This window comes from Streptococcus mitis (genome assembly GCF_946190115.1).
Classification (GTDB): domain Bacteria; phylum Bacillota; class Bacilli; order Lactobacillales; family Streptococcaceae; genus Streptococcus; species Streptococcus mitis_CO.
The window spans coordinates 128,127-146,487 of record NZ_CAMHZG010000004.1 but is presented as its reverse complement, the minus strand read 5'-3'; the positions used below and the strand labels follow the sequence as shown (position 1 = coordinate 146,487).

At 37.1% G+C, this 18,361-nt stretch carries 16 protein-coding genes; 14 read left to right on the top strand and 2 right to left on the bottom strand.

Annotated features, from left to right (window positions below):
• The first annotated feature begins 14 nt into the window (after positions 1–14).
• The 12 genes from N8L90_RS03450 to asp5 all read left to right on the top strand — a co-directional run bounded on the left by N8L90_RS03450 (position 15) and on the right by asp5 (position 14,247).
• Positions 15–923: a glycosyltransferase family 2 protein gene (locus N8L90_RS03450; RefSeq protein WP_261024163.1), complete on the top strand. Its 909-nt coding sequence runs from the start codon at positions 15–17 to the stop codon at positions 921–923.
• A gap of 3 nt (positions 924–926) precedes the next feature.
• Positions 927–1,808, top strand: coding sequence for a glycosyltransferase family 2 protein (locus tag N8L90_RS03445; protein WP_261024161.1), 882 nt, complete (start codon positions 927–929; stop codon positions 1,806–1,808).
• Between the two features lie 18 nt (positions 1,809–1,826).
• The gene (locus N8L90_RS03440; RefSeq protein ID WP_261024160.1) at positions 1,827–3,617 is read left to right on the top strand and encodes a glycosyltransferase family 2 protein; all 1,791 of its coding nucleotides are present in this window, start codon (positions 1,827–1,829) and stop codon (positions 3,615–3,617) included.
• Between the two features lie 237 nt (positions 3,618–3,854).
• Entirely contained in the window at positions 3,855–5,072 is a 1,218-nt protein-coding gene (gene secY2, locus N8L90_RS03435; RefSeq protein ID WP_261024159.1) for an accessory Sec system protein translocase subunit SecY2, read from the top strand.
• 9 nt (positions 5,073–5,081) lie between these two features.
• Positions 5,082–6,662, top strand: a complete 1,581-nt coding sequence (gene asp1 / locus N8L90_RS03430) for an accessory Sec system protein Asp1 (RefSeq protein WP_261024158.1) — start codon at positions 5,082–5,084, stop codon at positions 6,660–6,662.
• Entirely contained in the window at positions 6,646–8,181 is a 1,536-nt protein-coding gene (gene asp2, locus N8L90_RS03425) for an accessory Sec system protein Asp2 (protein WP_261024156.1), read from the top strand. The genes asp1 and asp2 overlap by 17 nt, the downstream gene beginning before the upstream one ends.
• Positions 8,178–8,618, top strand: a complete 441-nt coding sequence (gene asp3, locus N8L90_RS03420; protein ID WP_261024155.1) for an accessory Sec system protein Asp3 — start codon at positions 8,178–8,180, stop codon at positions 8,616–8,618. The genes asp2 and asp3 overlap by 4 nt, the downstream gene beginning before the upstream one ends.
• The gene (gene secA2 / locus N8L90_RS03415; protein WP_261024153.1) at positions 8,611–10,983 is read left to right on the top strand and encodes an accessory Sec system translocase SecA2; all 2,373 of its coding nucleotides are present in this window, start codon (positions 8,611–8,613) and stop codon (positions 10,981–10,983) included. The genes asp3 and secA2 overlap by 8 nt, the downstream gene beginning before the upstream one ends.
• 12 nt (positions 10,984–10,995) lie before the next feature.
• Positions 10,996–12,507, top strand: coding sequence for an accessory Sec system glycosyltransferase GtfA (gene gtfA, locus N8L90_RS03410; protein WP_261024152.1), 1,512 nt, complete (start codon positions 10,996–10,998; stop codon positions 12,505–12,507).
• A complete protein-coding gene (gtfB, locus tag N8L90_RS03405) occupies positions 12,500–13,837 on the top strand; it encodes an accessory Sec system glycosylation chaperone GtfB (RefSeq protein WP_261024150.1) in 1,338 nt (445 codons plus the stop codon). The genes gtfA and gtfB overlap by 8 nt, the downstream gene beginning before the upstream one ends.
• A gap of 1 nt (position 13,838) precedes the next feature.
• Entirely contained in the window at positions 13,839–14,018 is a 180-nt protein-coding gene (asp4, locus tag N8L90_RS03400) for an accessory Sec system protein Asp4 (RefSeq protein WP_001278708.1), read from the top strand.
• Positions 14,019–14,022: 4 nt separating this feature from the next.
• Entirely contained in the window at positions 14,023–14,247 is a 225-nt protein-coding gene (asp5, locus tag N8L90_RS03395) for an accessory Sec system protein Asp5 (protein WP_000565445.1), read from the top strand.
• A 202-nt stretch (positions 14,248–14,449) separates the two neighbouring features.
• Here asp5 and N8L90_RS03390 read toward each other — a convergent pair whose 3' ends face one another.
• Both N8L90_RS03390 and sstT read right to left on the bottom strand, forming a co-directional pair.
• A complete protein-coding gene (locus tag N8L90_RS03390; protein WP_261024148.1) occupies positions 14,450–15,403 on the bottom strand; it encodes an aromatic acid exporter family protein in 954 nt (317 codons plus the stop codon).
• A gap of 66 nt (positions 15,404–15,469) precedes the next feature.
• Positions 15,470–16,675 (bottom strand): serine/threonine transporter SstT, encoded by a 1,206-nt coding sequence (sstT, locus tag N8L90_RS03385; RefSeq protein WP_261024147.1) that lies wholly within the window; start codon positions 16,673–16,675, stop codon positions 15,470–15,472.
• Between the two features lie 151 nt (positions 16,676–16,826).
• Here sstT and N8L90_RS03380 point away from each other — a divergent pair, with 151 nt between their 5' ends.
• Positions 16,827–17,393 (top strand): mechanosensitive ion channel family protein, encoded by a 567-nt coding sequence (locus N8L90_RS03380; RefSeq protein ID WP_219966921.1) that lies wholly within the window; start codon positions 16,827–16,829, stop codon positions 17,391–17,393.
• Positions 17,394–17,444: 51 nt separating this feature from the next.
• Positions 17,445–18,350 carry a magnesium transporter CorA family protein gene (locus N8L90_RS03375; RefSeq protein WP_261024145.1) on the top strand — a complete coding sequence of 302 codons (906 nt, stop codon included), beginning with the start codon at positions 17,445–17,447 and terminating at the stop codon, positions 18,348–18,350.
• Positions 18,351–18,361: the final 11 nt, after the last annotated feature.

Sequence of the window (18,361 nt, the reverse complement as noted above, 5' to 3'; positions counted from 1 at the left end):
TGAGGAGGATGTACATGAATTTTCCATTAATATCGATTGTAATCCCTGTCTATAATGTTGAAGCATATATAGAACATTGTATTCATAATATTTTATCGCAGACCTATAGGAATTTGGAAGTTATCATTGTGAATGATGGTAGTCCAGATGACAGTATAAAGATTGCAAAAGAGTTAACAAAAGATGATCCGCGTTTTATCTATATTGATAAGGAAAATGGTGGACAGTCGGATGCACGTAATGTGGGTTTGGATTGTGCTAGTGGAGATTATATCTTTTTCTGTGATCCAGACGACTTTATGTTTGAAAAAAGTATCGAAAATTTATACTATGCTAGTATTTTGACAAATGCTGATATGGTAGTAGGATCATTTTGCCACTTTAAAGAAGGAATATTTTATTTGTATAATCCAGATAAAGATGGGGAAATGTTATCTCGTATATCAGCAAAAGAGGCTATTGAAGGTATGGATAGTATGGAAGATTACCCATTCCTTCGCTATTCGGCTGTATGGGGTAAGTTATTTAAAAAGAATTTGTTTGAGACAATCCGTTTTCCTAAAGGAAAATATGCAGAAGATCAATTTATCATGTGGAGATTATATCTTGCAAGTAAAGTGATTGTTCGTTATCAGTCAGATGTCTATGCATATAGGGTGAATTACAAGGGATTGACGCAAAATTATAATATATCTCACTTGGATTTTATTGAAGCGATTGAGGAGCGTATCCATACCTTAATGGAGATGCCAGAATTAGATTATCCTATGGAATTGGCATTTAATCAGTATAAATTTGCTTTGAAGAGAAATCTTTCTATGTTGGAAGGGAAAGGTTTTATTAAAGAAGAAGGGGAATTACGAGAAAAAGTGGAATATGCTGATAAAGGGGAGTACCTATTTTTAAAAAATATTAGAGAGTAAGATATGGAAAATCAATTAATTAGTGTTATTTTACCAATATATAATGTTGAAAACTATCTTCGCCAATGTTTAGACAGTATTATAGAGCAGACATTTCATAATTTAGAGATTCTTCTTGTGAATGACGGTTCTACTGATGGTTCAGGCAAGATTTGTCAGGAGTATTTAAAAAAAGATTCTCGTATTCGATACTTCGAAAAGGAGAATGGGGGATTATCTGATGCTCGTAATTACGGCATAGAAAGGGCTCAGGGAGAATATATAACCTTTATTGATTCGGATGACTGGGTAACTAAAACTTATATTGAAGAACTATATAGTAAACTTCAACACTATAATGCAGATATTTCTATAAGTAACTATTTTTGTTTTCAGGAAAGTAATGCAACATTTTATAAACATGTTTTTGAACCTTGGGAAAAGGAATATGATAGTAAGTATCTATTAGAACATTATTTTGATATTCAAGCTGGAGATTTTTTCTTATCCACAGCTTGGGGGAAATTGTATAAAAGATATTTATTTGAGAACTTGCGTTTTTCAAAAGGGATGACGTCAGAGGATGCAGCTTTGACTTATAAAGTTTATGACCTTGCAGATAAGATTGTATATTTTCATAAAGATAGTTATTGTTACAGACAACGTAAAGGCAGTATTTCAAATTGTCCAACAACTAATAGTATTGAGGATTCGATTAGATTGAGTTTAGAAAGAATTACTTTGTTATCGTTAAAAGGATATGATACTTCTAGCTATTTAAAACATTTTCAAGAATTATTGGAATTAAATGAGTATAATATGCGAGCTGTTTGGGGGATGTCGGATACAGAAACGTATAGACGAATTAAAGAAAACTTGACAATGATTTATTCAAAGAAAAAATAGAAAACGAAAGGATATAGGATGAGTGCAATTCCAATAAGTATTATAGTACCAGTGTATAATGTAGAACCATATCTTCGCCAATGTTTGGACAGCATTTTGGGACAGACCTTTACAAATTTTGAAGTGGTTCTGGTAAATGATGGGTCAACGGATAATTCAGGTTTTATTTGTCAAGAGTATGCAAGATTAGATAGTCGTTTCAAATATTTTGAAAAAGAAAATGGAGGTGTATCTGATGCGCGAAACTCTGGGTTGGATTTAGCTCAAGGAGACTATGTTACATTTCTCGATGCGGATGATTTTCTCTTTGAAGACCATCTTGAAAAACTTTATATAGCTACTACCTTAAGTGATGCAGATATTATGATAGGAGGCTATAGTCGTTTTGATGGTTCTAATTTTTATTTCTATAAAGACCACTTTAAAAGAGATTCCTTGATATCATTTACAAGTACTCAGGCTATTCAATTTTTAGATTCTATGCTTGATATTCAGTTTTTTAATTTTTCAACAGCTTGTGGTAAATTATTTAAGCGAACATTATTTAAGGAGTTACGCTTTCCTTTGGGGCGATATGCAGAAAATCAGTTTATCATGTGGAAATTATATTTGAATGCGGAAAGCATATATGCCTTTAACGGAGATTCATATGTTTACCGTTCTAATAATGAAGGTTTGTCAAGTGGATTTTCTGTAGAGCATCTTGACTATATTGATGCTTTAGAAGAACGAATAAAATCAACTAAAGATTTAGAAGGGATTGATATCAATCTTTCCTTTAATATGTATCGTAATGTGTTAAAGAGAATACTGGAGCAATTGGAAGAACATGGCTATATTGATGAGGCAAAGGAAGTACGTGAAAAATTAGAATTGGCTGAACAAGGACAATATCCATTTTTGACAGATGAAGTAAAAGAGATTGAAGTAGAAAATGGTGGAGAACTAATTAGCATTGTAGTTCCAATTTATAATGTCGAAAAGTATCTTCGAATGTGTTTGGATAGTATTGAACATCAAACCTATTCAAATATAGAAGTTTTATTGATAAATGATGGTTCACCAGATTCATCTGGAGAGATTTGCCAAGAATATGTTGCTAGAGATAGTAGATTCCGATATTTTGAAAAGGAAAATGGAGGATTATCTGATGCACGAAATTATGGTATTGAAAAATCAAATGGTATGTATCTAACCTTTGTTGATTCGGATGATTGGTTGAGTTTAACTTATGTGGAAGATTTATATCAAGCAGCTATTCGAAATGATGCAGATACTGTTGTTTCACACTATACCATCTATAATGAGAGTGATAGAAATTATTATGTTCATATTTGGGACGATTACTATGAGAAGACGTGTACTGGAGAAGAACTGGTATTGGAACTTCCATCGTTGGAATTAAACGGATATGTATATATAACTAGTTGGGGAATTTTGTTTAAGAAGGAATTGTTTAATAATATTAGATTTCCTAAAGGTAAAGTGATAGAAGACTCTCGAACAAATTATAAATTGTTTTTTAGATCAAACAAAGTTGCATATATTCATAAAGAAATCTACTACCATCGAGAAGGAATAGAAAGCATCGGAAGTGGTGTTAATGAGAAACTTTTAACAGATGTTTTAGAATGCTTGTTAGAAAGATTAGCAATTTATACTATAAAGGGATGGAATTATTCCGATGAAAAGAATAATGTCATGGGGTGTTTGAGATTACGATATCAACAAGCAAAAGAAAATGGATTGCAGGATACTGAAATTTTTAGGAGATATACAGAAATATTGGAACTCATAGATAATAATTAAAAGAATTGAGGGTGTCCAATGAGTTGATAGTGCATAAAAAATAATCTATTTGATTCACTAAAGTATCCCTTCTCCGTTATCTCACTAAGGGAGTTAGAAGCAGATTTTTTCTGCTTTTTTTGTTATAATAGTAACGTAAAAATTAACAAAAAAATCATAGAATACCTGATAGTATAATGATCATAAATTACTCAGTAGAAATAGACTAGAAACGAGTTTTAGAGAGTAGGACCAAACATGAAAAGTATTTTTTCATCTATCACAGTAAAAAAAGGACTAGCGACATTATTTTTTGTATTCATATTTATAGCAGGAAGTAGGTTGCCCCTTCCTTTTGTAGATATGAATAATAGGGAATTTTTAGGAGGAACTGCTGCTTACTTGGCTTTTTCTACAGCAATGACAGGTGGAAATTTGAGAAGTTTATCCTTGTTTTCAGTAGGATTATCTCCCTGGATGTCTTCGATGATTTTATGGCAGATGCTTTCTTTTTCAAAAAAATTAAATCTGACATCTGGAGCTATTGAAATACAAAATAGAAGGCAGATGTACTTAACCTTGTTTATTGCTTTGATTCAGGCATTAGCTATTTCGTTAAATCTCCCAATTCAGTCCAATGTGCCTAAAATGTTGGTTATCGTCCTAAATACCTGTCTGTTGATAGCGGGTGCTTTTTTCTTGGTGTGGTTATCAGACATCAATGCAACGGTAGGCATCGGGGGCTCTATGATTATTTTATTGATTGGAATGGTTTTAAACATTCCTCAAGATTTGATTGAAACGTTTCGGACTGTTCCCATCCCTCTTTTTGTTTTAATTGGTTTGATTGTTATGGGAATTGTTTTTACTTATCTAGTAGCTCTCCTGTATCGTGCTCGTTATCGTATAGCCGTTCATAAGATTGGCCTGCATAATCGTTTTAAGAGATATTCTTATTTTGAGATTATGCTTAATCCTGCAGGAGGAATGCCTTTTATGTATGTGATGACTTTTTTGAGCTTACCAACGTATATATTATTATTATTGCAGACTATTTTTCCGAAAAATCTACTTTTTACTGAAATTTCATCTCAATACACAATGGGGAAACCGCTATGGATTTATATGTATATGATTATTCTTTTTATTTTTAGTATAGCCTTTGCTTTTGTAAATATGAGTGGGGAACAAATTTCAGATCGAATGAAGAAATCAGGAGAATATATTTATGGGGTTTATCCGGGTGAAGAAACGAGCCGTTTCATCAATCGATTGGTTCTGAGGTTTTCTCTTATTGGTGCTGTTTTTAATGTAGTAATGGCAGGAGGACCTATGCTATTTGTATTGGTTGATGAGAAACTACTTAGAGTAGCAATGATTCCTGGTTTGTTTATGATGTTTGGAGGTATGATTTTTACAGTCAGAGATGAAGTGAAAGCTCTGAGATTAAACGAAACTTATAAAACATTGATTTAGGAGGGTGTCATGTATTATTTTATTCCAGCTTGGTATGGTTCAGAACGTAAGTGGCATGCGGATATAATTCCTTGGTACCATTCACAATTTCGCTTCGAATTTGATGATACTTTTAATCAAATCCGTCTCTTTCAAAGGCAAGGTATATCATCTCGCTTATTAGTGTTATCTTATCAACCGCATTTGCGTTATTTTTTACATAGACATGGGGTTTTAGAGACAGATGTCTATTCTGTTTTTGATGATATGCAAGATTTCTATGGACTGCATACTCAGGTTCTTCATATTAGAGATATAGAGTGGGATAGTGATTGCCAATTTCTGTATAGCCCCTTTGCGATTATCGTGCAAAGAAAAGGTAAGAAATATGCTCAGGTAGAGCATGGTGTAGAGGGCTTTATTAGTGAGATTCGGTATTTTGATCCAAATGGTCAAATTAGCAAGCGTTATATCATGGATGATAGAGGATTTGTATCTAGTGTAATCTATTTTGAAGCTGGACAAGCTATGTATCAGGACTATCTGGATCCTAAAGGAATTTGGAGATTTAGGGAATATATTCAAGAGGAAGGTAGAATAGAAATCAATCCGATTTTTGCCTATCGATTTAAATTGCTTAAATATCGCAATATGGAGCAGTTGGTGGCAGAATTTTTTGATAAATATTTGAAAAAAAGTCAGAAAAAGCAGGATATTTTTATCATTCCGTCGCATCCTTACCATGATCAGTTTATCTTTGATCATATTCCAAGTAATAATCCTAAAATTTTGAGTCTTTTTATCAATCGGAATTCACAGAATAACTTTAGAGAGTTATCAGTATCAGTTGATAGAGCTAGCTTAGTGTTAGTGGATAGAGAGGATAGTTTACAACTTTTGCAGGAACTATATCCTGAACTTTCTAATAAATTTTACCATCTTTCTCCTTTTGATACACGTTTACGTCTGGGGCGAAGTCAAACAAGAAAAGAGTCTATTATTTACTATCAACTTGATTTAAACGAAGAAATTGATAGGGAAGCATTGACTCAAGTTTTGTTATTTATTTCAGAAACTAAAAATACAGAAATCATTTTCGGAGCTTTCTCAGCTAGCCAGAAACAAATGGAAGATGTGGAGGCTCTTGTTCATGAAATTATTCAAGAGAAAATTCAGACTGATAGTTTAGAAAAAGGAATAGACTATGGAGATGCGGAAAATCCTTTAGAAGAAAATCAAGAGCAGGAATTACGTTTTCAATTTGTCAATATGAATGATGAGTTGGATTTGATTAAGACATTAGAGTTTGTTCGTTTGATTGTGGATGTGAATAAACAACCGCATCTCTATACTCAAATAGCAGGTATTAGTGCGGGAATTCCTCAGATTAATCGGGTTGAAACTGTTTATGTGGAACATTTGAAAAATGGTTATTTAATTTCAGATGTGACAGAATTTTCCAAGGCTGCACATTACTATATAGATAAATTGAAAGAATGGAACCAGGCCTTGATTTACTCTATTGATAAAATCAAAGAACATACTGGTCAACGTTTCTTAGATAAATTGCATCACTGGATTGAGGAGGTTACAGATGTCAAAGGACTATAAAATCCTACAGATAGGGATTGATAATTGGGCTCATCATTATGAAATTCCTGAAAATATGGATTGGTATTATTTCTGTCCCAATTCACCTCTAGCTCTTCGTAAAATGATGGAAATGGAGGGAATAAGAAAATTTCATATTATTTTGATAGAAGATGGTCAGCATATAAGAGATTTAATGCCTTTTGTACACCATATCGAACCCTATACTTTACTTTATAGTCAAGATTTTCAAACGACAGATTTGGGTATTCTTGATTGCTTAAAAACACGGTGTGCCCAAGCTATAGACTTCTCAGATCCTCAGCAATTAGTGAATGATTTGTCAACCTCTCTCTTTGGTGGGGGTTACGGTGATAAGCTATTTCCATCAACAATACAAATTAGTTCAAGTTTTCGAGGGGCTATCTCTTATCAGGGACTCGATTATGTCAGTTTAGAAGGGAATTTTGGAGATGATTTCCAACAAATAGCTTACTGGCCAGATAATTTTATAGTTTATAAAAACTTCCCTATAGAATTATGGTTGGAATTTGAAAAGCAAGGAAACTGTGAATTTCGTTTTGTTATCCGTAAGATATGGTCTGGTGGTGTTGATGATTTTTTTGAAGAAAAAATCTATAATGAAAGTGAATTAAAAAGGGCTATAGTGGTAGATAATGAAGAGATTGATATCTTTTTGTCTGTATCAATTGAAGCTCGTGGTTGCGGAAGTTTAAAGTTAGGGAATTTGCACCAACGTTGGAGTCGCAGACAGTTTGGTAAATTTTTCCTCGGAGGAAATATTTTACATGATAAAATTCGTGACGAAATTAACTACTTCTTTCATCCGGGTGATTTCAAACCACCTTTGGCGGTCTACTTTGCTGGGTATCGTCCTGCCGAGGGATTCGAGGGATATTGGATGATGAAAAATTTAGGATGTCCTTTTCTTTTATTCTCAGATCCTCGTCTTGAGGGTGGAGCCTTTTACCTTGGTAGCGAGGAACTAGAAGAGAAGATAAAAGATACTATTCGTTACTATCTACAGTATTTAGGTCTTACTCATAAAGATTTAATTTTATCTGGTCTTTCCATGGGGACTTTCCCAGCTCTTTACTATGGTGCTTTCTTTGAACCTAGAGCTGTTATTGTAGGAAAACCTCTGGCTAATCTTGGAACAATTGCTCGTAGAGGTCGCTTAGATGCACCAGCTGTCTCCAATTTGGCATTTGATGTGTTAATCCATCATACAAATGGAGTGACATCTGACCATATGTTGGAATTAAATCAACGTTTTTGGAAGGTCTTTAAACAAGCTGATTTTTCAAAAACAACTTTTGGTCTATCTTATATGAAAGATGAGGAAATGGATAGCCATGCCTACGAACAATTAGTAACGTATCTGTGTAATACTGGTGCAAAGATTCTTTCCAAGGGAACATCTGGTCGACACAATGATGATACTGCTACAAATGTGGCTTGGTTTTTGCATTTTTATAGTATGGTATTGGGAGCGGAGTTTGGAAGAGGTGACAAATGATTATCAATCAAAGAGAAAATATCACTTGGGGAGAGGTAAAGGGAACATTTATGTATGGTAGTAAGGTGACATATTACGAAGATAAACATATTAGTCTATATAATCCCTTGGTGCCATCAGGAGAAATCTTAAAAACATGGTTTTCCAGTGTGAACTATCAAGCCTTTAGAACTCAACCCAGTCTTCCCTTACTTAAAAGAAAACAGGATTATCAATTATGTATGGATTTTGAATGTCATCCTACAAATGGAGTCTATATAAAGATTGTCTTTTTTGATAGATATGGGGATGTGATCGAAGAGAAAATTGAAAAAATGAAAGTCTTTGATTTTACCTATCCTGATGATACCTATACTTATCAAGTTTCCCTTCTAAGTGCTGGCTTTGAGTCCTTAGATTTCTATTCTTTTTCTATTAAGGAGATGAATCGTGTTTAAAGGTTTTTATCAAGATTTCCAACTTCGGAAAGTTAAAAGGATTTTAAAAAAGATTAATGCCCTTAAAGAAAAGATGGAGTCTCTATCAGACCAAGCACTAGCGGCAAAAACAGTGGAATTTCGCCAACGTCTTGCTGAGGGGGCCACTCTCGAAGACCTATTGGTAGAAGCTTTTGCAGTTGTTCGTGAAGCGGATAAACGCGTACTGGGAATGTTTCCTTATGATGTTCAGGTCATGGGAGGGATCGTTATTCATCAGGGAAATGTTGCTGAGATGAATACTGGTGAGGGAAAAACCTTGACAGCCACTATGCCTATTTATCTCAATGCCTTGACAGGTAAAGGTACCATGCTGATTACTACCAATGATTATCTAGCTAAACGTGATGCTGAAGAGATGGGACAAGTATATCGTTTCTTAGGATTGACAATTGGTGTTCCTTTTACAGATGACCCTCAAAAAGAATTTACCCCACAAGAGAAAAAAAACATTTACGCATCAGATATTATTTATACAACTAACGGTCATTTAGGTTTTGATTATTTGAATGATAATCTTGCCTCAAATGAGGAAGGGAAGTTTTTAAAACCTTTTAATTACGTCATTATTGATGAGATTGATGATATCTTATTGGATAGCGCTCAAACACCTCTTATTATTGCTGGATCTCCTCGGGTTCAGTCTAATCACTATGGTATTATTGACACGCTTGTAACGACCTTGGTTGAAGGTGAGGATTACATTTTTAAAGAGGAGAAAGATGAAGTTTGGTTGACTACTAAGGGGTCTAAAGCCGCTGAAAGTTTTTTAGGGATTGACCATTTTTATAACGAGGAGAATGCACCCTTTGCTCGTCATTTAGTTTATGCGATTCGAGCCCATAAGCTCTATACAAAAGATAAGGACTATGTCATTCGTGGTAATGAAATGGTATTAGTAGATAAGGGGACGGGACGTCTAATGGAAATGACCAAACTACAGGGAGGTCTCCATCAGGCGATTGAAGCCAAGGAACATGTCAAATTATCTCCAGAAACACGGGCCATGGCTTCTATCACCTATCAGAGCCTTTTTAAGATGTTTAATAAGATATCTGGTATGACAGGAACAGGTAAGGTTGCAGAAAAAGAGCTTCTGGAAACTTATAATATGTCTGTAGTGCGCATTCCAACTAACCGTCCTAGACAACGGATTGACTATCCAGATAATCTATACGTCACTTTACCTGAAAAAGTGTATGCTTCTTTGGAGTATATCAAAGAATACCATGCTAAGGGAAATCCCCTACTCGTTTTTGTAGGCTCAGTTGAAATGTCTCAACTTTATTCGTCACTCTTGCTTCGAGAGGGAATTGCCCATAATGTTTTAAATGCTAATAATGCGGCGCGTGAGGCCCAAATCATCTCTGAGTCAGGTCAGATGGGGGCTGTTACAGTGGCTACCTCTATGGCAGGACGTGGTACGGATATCAAGCTTGGTAAGGGGGTTGCAGAACTTGGAGGCTTGATTGTTATTGGAACGGAGCGAATGGAAAGCCAACGGATTGACCTGCAAATTCGTGGCCGTTCTGGTCGTCAAGGAGATCCTGGTATGAGTAAGTTTTTTGTATCCTTAGAAGATGATGTTATTAAGAAATTTGGGCCATCTTGGGTGCATAAAAAGTACAAAGATTATCAGGTTCAAGATATGACTCAACCTGAAGTATTGGAAGGTCGTAAATACCGGAAGCTAGTCGAAAAGGCTCAGCATGCCAGTGATAGTGCTGGACGTTCGGCACGTCGTCAGACTCTAGAATATGCTGAGAGTATGAATATTCAACGGGATATGGTCTATAAAGAAAGAAATCGTCTAATAGATGGTTCTCGTGACTTAGAGGATGTTGTTGAGAAAATCATTGCTAGCTACATAGGGCAAGTGACCTCTTCAAGTTATGAAAGCCGAGAGTTACTCTTCCACTTCATCGTGACCAATATTAGTTTTCATATTAAAGAAGTTCCAGATTGTATAGATGTGACTGACAAGACTGCAGTTCGTAGCTTTATGAAGCAGGTGATTGATAAAGAACTTTCTGAAAAGAAAGAATTGCTTGAGGAACATGGCTTATATGAACAGTTTTTACGACTTTCTATGCTCAAGGCTATTGATGACAACTGGGTAGAGCAGGTAGACTATCTACAACAGTTATCTATGGCTATCGGTGGTCAGTCTGCTAGTCAGAAAAATCCAATCGTAGAGTATTATCAAGAAGCCTATGCTGGCTTTGAAGCTATGAAAGAACAAATCCGTGCGGATATGGTGCGTAATCTCCTGATGGGCTTAGTTGAAGTCACTCCTAAGGGTGAGATTATGACTCATTTCCCATAAAAAGAGGAAAATATGACAATTTACAATATAAATTTAGGACTTGGATGGGCTAGTAGCGGTGTTGAATACGCCCAAGCCTATCGTGCTGGTGTTTTTCGGAAATTAAATCTGTCCTCTAAGTTTATCTTTACAGATATGATTTTAGCCGATAATATTCAGCACTTAACAGCCAATATTGGTTTTGATGATAATCAGGTTATCTGGCTTTATAATCATTTTACAGACATCAAGATTGCGCCGACTAGCGTGACAGTGGATGATGTCTTGGCTTACTTTGGTGGTGAAGAAAGTCACAGAGAAAAAAATGGCAAGGTCTTGCGTGTCTTCTTTTCTGACCAAGATAAGTTTGTAACCTGTTATTTGGTTGATGAGGACAAGGACTTGGTTCAACATGCCGAGTATGTTTTTAAAGGAAAACTGATTCGTAAAGATTACTTTTCTTACACTCGTTATTGTAGCGAGTACTTTGCTCCCAAGGACAATGTTGCAGTCCTATATCAACGAACTTTTTATAATGAGGACGGAACTCCAGCCTATGATATTTTGATGAATCAAGGTAAGGAAGAAGTTTATCGTTTCAAGGATAAGATTTTATATGGGAAGCAAGCCTTTATGCGTGCCTTTATGAAATCCTTGAATATGAACAAGTCTGATTTGGTCATTCTTGATAGAGAGACAGGCATTGGACAGGTTGTTTTTGAGGAAGCACAAGTAGCGCATTTAGCGGTAGTTGTTCATGCGGAGCATTATAGTGAAAATGCTACAAACGAGGATTACATCCTTTGGAATAACTATTACGACTATCAGTTTACCAATGCAGATAAGGTTGATTTCTTTATTGTATCCACTGATAGACAGAGAGATGTTCTGCAAGAGCAATTTGCCAAATATACTCAGCATCGTCCAAAGATTGTTACTATCCCTGTAGGAAGTATTGATGCATTAACTGAGTCAAGTCAGGGACGTAAGCCATTTTCATTGATTACGGCTTCGCGTCTTGCCAAAGAAAAACACATTGACTGGTTGGTCAAGGCGGTCATTGAGGCTCGTAAGGAAATCCCTGAATTGACCTTTGATATTTATGGTAGTGGTGGAGAAGAATCTCTGCTCAGAGAAATTATTGCAAATCATCAGGCTGAGGATTATATCCAGCTCAAGGGACATGCCGAACTTTCGCAGATTTATAGCCAGTATGAAGTCTATTTGACTGCTTCTACCAGCGAAGGCTTTGGTTTGACCTTGATGGAAGCTATTGGTTCAGGCCTCCCCCTAATTGGTTTTGATGTACCTTATGGTAATCAGACCTTTATAGAAGATGGGAAAAATGGTTATTTGATTCCAAGTTCATCTGACCATGTAGAAGACCAAATCAAGCAAGCTTTTTCAACTAAGATTTGTCAATTGTATCAAGAAAATCGTTTGGAAGCTATGCGTGCCCATTCTTATCAAATTGCAGAAGGCTTCTTAACCGAAGAAATTTTAGAAAAGTGGAAGAAAACAGTAGAGGAGGTGCTCCATGATTGAACTTTATGATCGTTATAGTCAGGAAAGTCGAGATTTACATGAAAGTCTCGTGGCTACTGGTCTTTCTCATCTTGGAGTAGTCATCGATTCAGATGGTTTTCTGCCTGATGGTCTGGTCTCTCCTTTTACTTATTATCTAGGATATGAAAAGGGAAAACCTCTTTATTTTAACCAAGTTCCTGTTCCAGCTTTTTGGGAAATTTCAGGAAATAATCAGTCTGCTCGTATTGAAGATATGACACAGGAGAGAGCCGTCATTCATTATGCTGATGGTTTGCAGGCCCGCTTGGTTAAACAGGTAGATTGGAAAGACTTGGAAGGTCGAGTACGTCAGATTGACCACTACAATCGCTTCGGAGCTTGTTTTGCTACAACGACCTATAGCGCAGATAGTGAGCCGATTATGACAGTTTACCAAGATGTCAATGATCAACAAGTTTTACTTGAAAACCATGTGACGGGTGATATCTTATTGACTTTGCCTGGTCAATCCATGCGTTACTTTGCAAATAAGGTTGAATTTATCACCTTCTTTTTGCAAGATTTGGAAATAGATACAAGTCAGCTTATCTTTAATACTCTAGCGACTCCTTTCTTGGTTTCTTTCCATCATCCAGATAAATCTGGCTCAGATATCCTGGTTTGGCAGGAACCTCTCTATGATGCTATTCCAGGCAATATGCAGTTGATTTTGGAAAGAGCTGATGTGCGTACTAAGAAAATCATCATTCCCAATAAGGCGACTTATGAACGTGCTTTAGAGTTGACTGACGAGAAATACCATGATCAGTTTGTGCACTTGGGTTACCATTACCAGTTTAAACGCGATAATTTCCTAAGACGAGATGCCTTAATCTTGACTAATTCAGATCAGATTGAGCAGGTAGAAGCAATCGTAGAAGCCTTGCCTGACGTCACTTTCCGTATCGCAGCGGTGACAGAGATGTCTTCTAAGCTCTTAGACATGCTTCGTTATCCTAATGTGGTCCTTTACCAGAATGCTAGTCCGCAGAAGATTCAGGAGCTGTATCAACTGTCGGATATTTACTTGGATATAAACCACAGCAATGAGTTGTTGCAGGCGGTGCGTCAGGCCTTTGAACATAATCTCTTGATTCTTGGATTTAACCAAACGGTACACAATAGACTCTATATCGCTCCTGAACATCTATTTGAAAGTAGTGAAGTTTCTGCTTTGGTTGAGACCATTAAACTGGCCCTTTCAGATGTTGAGCAAATGCGTCAGGTACTTGGCAAACAAGGCCAACATGCCAACTATGTTGACTTGGTGCGATATCAGGAAACCATGCAAACTGTTTTAGGAGGCTAACATGTCAGACGAAGATTTATTTTACAAAGACGTTGAAGGTCGCATGGAAGAGTTGAAACAAAAACCTATCAAGAAGGAAAAAGAAACCCGAGGGGAAAAGATTAGTAAGACTTTTTCACTCTTACTGGGTTTGATGATTCTGATTGGTTTGCTCTTTACTTTGCTGGGAATTTTGAGGTAGGCCTATGATTGACATACTGATTGTTTTAGCTATTGTCCTATCTCTTGCTTTGATTGTACTGGTAACCATACAACCCCGTCAAAATCAACTATTTTCCATGGATGCGACTAGTAATATTGGTAAACCAAGTTACTGGCAGAGTAACACCTTGGTCAAGGTACTTACTTTATTGGTGAGTTTGGCTTTATTTGTTCTACTATTAACCTTTATGGTAATCACATACAAATAAAAGAAAACTTCAGATATTCACCTTTTGTGATTGGTCTGAAGTTTTCTTTTTTATACTCAATGAAAATCAAAGAGCAAACTAGGAAGCTAGCCGGATGCTGCTCAAAACACTGTTTTGAGGTTGTAGATAAGACTGACGAAGTCAGTAACCATACCTACGGCAAGGTGAAGCTGACGTGGTTTGAGGAGATTCTCGAAGAGTTTTACTGTCCATATTTTTGATAAAAGTCAACTTTTACTTGGATGAAGGTTTTGGCTTCACGTAGGAGTTGAAGAAGGGTGGCGCGGGTTTCAAATTCTTCTCTTGTCTTGGGCAGACTGCGGTTACGGAAGATTTCCAGATAGCGTTCAATTTCATCTAGTAAATCAGAAGCAGGATTGGTCTGGCTTAGTTGACCAGCAATTTTTGAAAAGAGTTGGGCCAAAATCAGACTTTCACTGGCAGCTAGGTGACAGGTGTTGATTTGCTGGGCCATATTTCGCAGGATACGACTTTGTCGCTGTCTCATCTCAAAGTAGTGGATATGGTAATCGGTCTGGTGAAAGAGGTGGTCTGAGTGATCCAAATAGACCAGTCTGAGGGCTTCTTCCAAAAGGGTATCTAATTCTTCCACCAGCTGTGCTCGGTTGCGTCCATCTCCTCTGGATAAATAATATTTAAAGCGCTGGAGGATATCTTTTAATTTTTCTTCTACCAATGTGTGGTAGTGCTGGATTTCCTCTTCTCGTGAAGGCATGTAGAGATTGACCAGTAAGGCAAATCCTGTACCGATAGCAAAGAGAAGGAATTCGTTGACTAGAAGGTCTGGAGAGGTTGACTCTTGCACCAAGAGATGGCTAACTAAAACAGTGCTTGGTGTGATGCCAATTTCCCAACCCATCTTATAGGCTAGAGGCACATAAAGTGCTAGATAGAGGCCGAGGCTCCAGATATGAAATCCGCTCAAGTGAAAAGCCAAAACCCCGATAACCAGAGCCAGAAGCATGGAAAAGAGCCGATTGCGGGCCAGTTTTAAGGTACTTCTACGGGTATCGGATAGGCTCAAGAGGGCGATGATTCCAGCCGAGACAGCTGAGGAGAGATTGAGAAAATAAGCAAGAAGGCAGGCAAGACAGGTAGCTAAGATGAGCTTGGTCGTACGTTGGCTAATAGACATAAGAATTTCCTAATAAATTAGAATAAAAGCGTAAAAGACAAGACCTGAGCAGGCTTGTCTTCTTGCTTATTTTTTACGGGTTGCTGCGTATTCGGCAACGGCGGTAAAGAGGACATCTGTAGAAGAGTTAAGGGCTGTTTCACATGAGTCTTGGATGACACCAATCACAAAACCAACTCCGACAACTTGCATGGCAATATCGTTAGAAATACCGAAAAGGCTACAAGCAACTGGGATAAGAAGGAGGGAACCTCCCGCAATACCAGAAGCACCACAGGCTGAGATAGCTGCCACTACACTGAGGACAAAGGCTGTCGCAAAGTCAACAGGGATTCCAAGAGTGTTAACTGCAGCAAGGGTTAAAACGTTAATAGTAATCGCTGCCCCTGCCATGTTGATAGTAGAACCAAGTGGGATAGAAACAGAATAGGTATCTGGATCCAGTCCAAGGTCGTGGCAAAGTTTCATGTTGACAGGGATGTTGGCAGCAGAACTACGAGTAAAGAAGGCTGTCACACCGCTGACACGCAAACATTTCCAAACGAGGGGATAAGGGTTTCTCTTCATAAAGAGGAAAGCAATCAATGGATTGACTACTAAGGCCACAAAGAACATGGTTGTCACCAAGAGGGCAAGTAAGATTCCGTAGTTGGCTAGGCTTCCGATTCCCTTATCAGAGATGGTTTTGAAGACAAGACCAAGGATTCCAAATGGAGCTAGGTTGATGATCCATTCGACAATCTTAGAAGTCACATCAGCCATGGTTTTTAGTAATTCTTTACTATTTTTGCTGGCTTCTCTCATGGCAATCCCGAAAACAACTGCCCAAGATAGGATACCGATGTAGTTGGCAGTAATGAGGGCATTGACTGGATTGTCAACCAGTTTGAGCAAGAGGTTGCTGAGAACCTGTCCAATCCCATCTGGTGGAGCAATATCGGTATTAGCACTATTTAGTGTAATTTCAACAGGTACGATGAAACTTGCTAGTACAGCGATAAGGGCAGCCGCAAAGGTTCCTACTAAGTAAAGGAAGATAACGGTTTTCATGTTGCTATCTTGCCCTTTTTGATGTTGGGAAAGGGCATTGGCAACGAGGGCAAATACTAGAATCGGTGCGATGGCTTTGAGGCCACCAACAAAGAGATCTCCGAGCAGGCCAATTCCTGAAATGTTAGGAAGTGTCAGTCCTAGGGTTCCTCCAATAAGCATGCCAATCAAGATACGTTTGATTAGGCTTGCCTTATTCCAAGCATGAATAAATTTTTTCATAACAATCTCCTTTGTTGTGTAATGTTTATGATTATAGTATAAATATGAACTAAAATCAAGAATTTTCTGTCTATTTTTGAAATTATTTTTGAATATTTATGGAGAATGACACTTTATGAAAGTATGGTATAATAAATGAAAGGAGTTTTCTATGAAAGAATTTATTCAAACCTACCTTAATAAGCTTGATGTAACAGCGATTATCGAGAATATCTTAACCAAGTTACTTTCTCTTTTATTCTTATTTTTACTCTTTTATATAGCTAAGAAATTGCTCCATACCATGGTGCAGAGAATTGTTAAACCTTCTCTAAAAATGTCTCATCACGATGTCGGGCGTCAGAAAACTATCTCACGTCTGTTAGAAAATGTGTTTAATTATACCCTTTATTTCTTTTTGCTTTACTGCATTTTGTCGATTTTAGGTTTGCCAGTTTCTAGTTTGCTGGCAGGTGCTGGAATCGCTGGGGTGGCTATTGGGATGGGAGCCCAAGGTTTTCTGTCTGATGTTATCAATGGCTTTTTCATCCTCTTCGAACGTCAACTGGATGTGGGGGATGAGGTTGTTCTGACAAATGGGCCTATTACTGTCTCGGGCAAGGTCGTCAGCGTTGGTATTCGAACAACACAACTCAGAGGAGAAGATCAGGTTCTGCACTTCGTCCCCAATCGGAATATTACCGTTGTCAGCAATTTCTCTCGTACAGACCAGGCCTGAAATTTTAGCAGATTTATGGTACAATAGAAAGAGTTCAATAAAGGAGAAAAGATGGTTTTAGAAAAGCAGTTGGGCAATGGTTGTACCTGGATAGACCTTGATGTGGATAAGATTAAAAATATGGAAGATCTTTCTGACATCTATGGATTGGACAAGGAAACCATTGAGTATGCTCTGGATAGAAATGAACGAGCTCATATGGATTATAACCGTGAAACGGAGACGGTAACCTTTATTTATAATGTTCTTGATTTAGAAAAAGACAAAGAATATTATGAAGCGATTCCGATGACCTTTATCGTCGAAAGACAACGAATGATTACCATCAGCAACCATAAGAATGCTTATGTCATTGATCAGATGTCAGCTTATCTGGATAGCCATGAGTCGCTTTCTATTTACAAGTTTCTCTTTGCTGGTTTAGAGATTATCAGTAACGCTTATTATCCTGTCATTGAAGAGATGGATAAAAGTAAGGACGAAATTAGTGCCTTGCTACGTCAAACTACAACAAAGAAAAATCTCTTCGCCCTCTCTGACTTGGAGACAGGTATGGTTTACTTGACAGCAGCAGCAAAACAAAATCGACTCCTCTTGGAACATATCCAGGGCCATGCTCTTTATCGGAGATTTAATGATGTCGAACGAGAGCAGTTTGATGATGCCATGATTGAAGCCCATCAGTTGGTGTCTATGACAGACTTGATTTCTCAAGTCTTGCAACAACTCTCAGCTTCTTACAACAACATCCTAAACAATAACTTGAATGATAGTTTGTCAATTTTGACTATTATCTCCGTCTTACTAGCAGTACTTGCGGTTATTACAGGTTTCTTCGGAATGAATGTTCCTCTATCATTTACAGAAGAGCCAAATGCTTGGATTTATATCTTAATGACTAGCTTGATTTTATGGGTGGCCTTATCTCAATGGCTGAAGAAAATTACTAGAAAATAAAAGAAAAGGAG

Bases quoted from the DNA above. Each gene is read 5' to 3' on its own strand.
- asp5 (WP_000565445.1), top strand. From the start codon at position 14,023: ATGATTGACATACTGATTGTTTTAGCTATTGTCCTATCTCTTGCTTTG.
- asp1 (WP_261024158.1), top strand. From the start codon at position 5,082: ATGTATTATTTTATTCCAGCTTGGTATGGTTCAGAACGTAAGTGGCAT.
- N8L90_RS03380 (WP_219966921.1), top strand. From the start codon at position 16,827: ATGAAAGAATTTATTCAAACCTACCTTAATAAGCTTGATGTAACAGCG.
- asp4 (WP_001278708.1), top strand. From the start codon at position 13,839: ATGTCAGACGAAGATTTATTTTACAAAGACGTTGAAGGTCGCATGGAA.
- sstT (WP_261024147.1), bottom strand. From the start codon at position 16,675: ATGAAAAAATTTATTCATGCTTGGAATAAGGCAAGCCTAATCAAACGT.
- asp2 (WP_261024156.1), top strand. From the start codon at position 6,646: ATGTCAAAGGACTATAAAATCCTACAGATAGGGATTGATAATTGGGCT.
- secY2 (WP_261024159.1), top strand. From the start codon at position 3,855: ATGAAAAGTATTTTTTCATCTATCACAGTAAAAAAAGGACTAGCGACA.
- N8L90_RS03390 (WP_261024148.1), bottom strand. From the start codon at position 15,403: ATGTCTATTAGCCAACGTACGACCAAGCTCATCTTAGCTACCTGTCTT.
- gtfA (WP_261024152.1), top strand. From the start codon at position 10,996: ATGACAATTTACAATATAAATTTAGGACTTGGATGGGCTAGTAGCGGT.
- N8L90_RS03375 (WP_261024145.1), top strand. From the start codon at position 17,445: ATGGTTTTAGAAAAGCAGTTGGGCAATGGTTGTACCTGGATAGACCTT.
- gtfB (WP_261024150.1), top strand. From the start codon at position 12,500: ATGATTGAACTTTATGATCGTTATAGTCAGGAAAGTCGAGATTTACAT.
- N8L90_RS03450 (WP_261024163.1), top strand. From the start codon at position 15: ATGAATTTTCCATTAATATCGATTGTAATCCCTGTCTATAATGTTGAA.
- N8L90_RS03440 (WP_261024160.1), top strand. From the start codon at position 1,827: ATGAGTGCAATTCCAATAAGTATTATAGTACCAGTGTATAATGTAGAA.
- N8L90_RS03445 (WP_261024161.1), top strand. From the start codon at position 927: ATGGAAAATCAATTAATTAGTGTTATTTTACCAATATATAATGTTGAA.
- asp3 (WP_261024155.1), top strand. From the start codon at position 8,178: ATGATTATCAATCAAAGAGAAAATATCACTTGGGGAGAGGTAAAGGGA.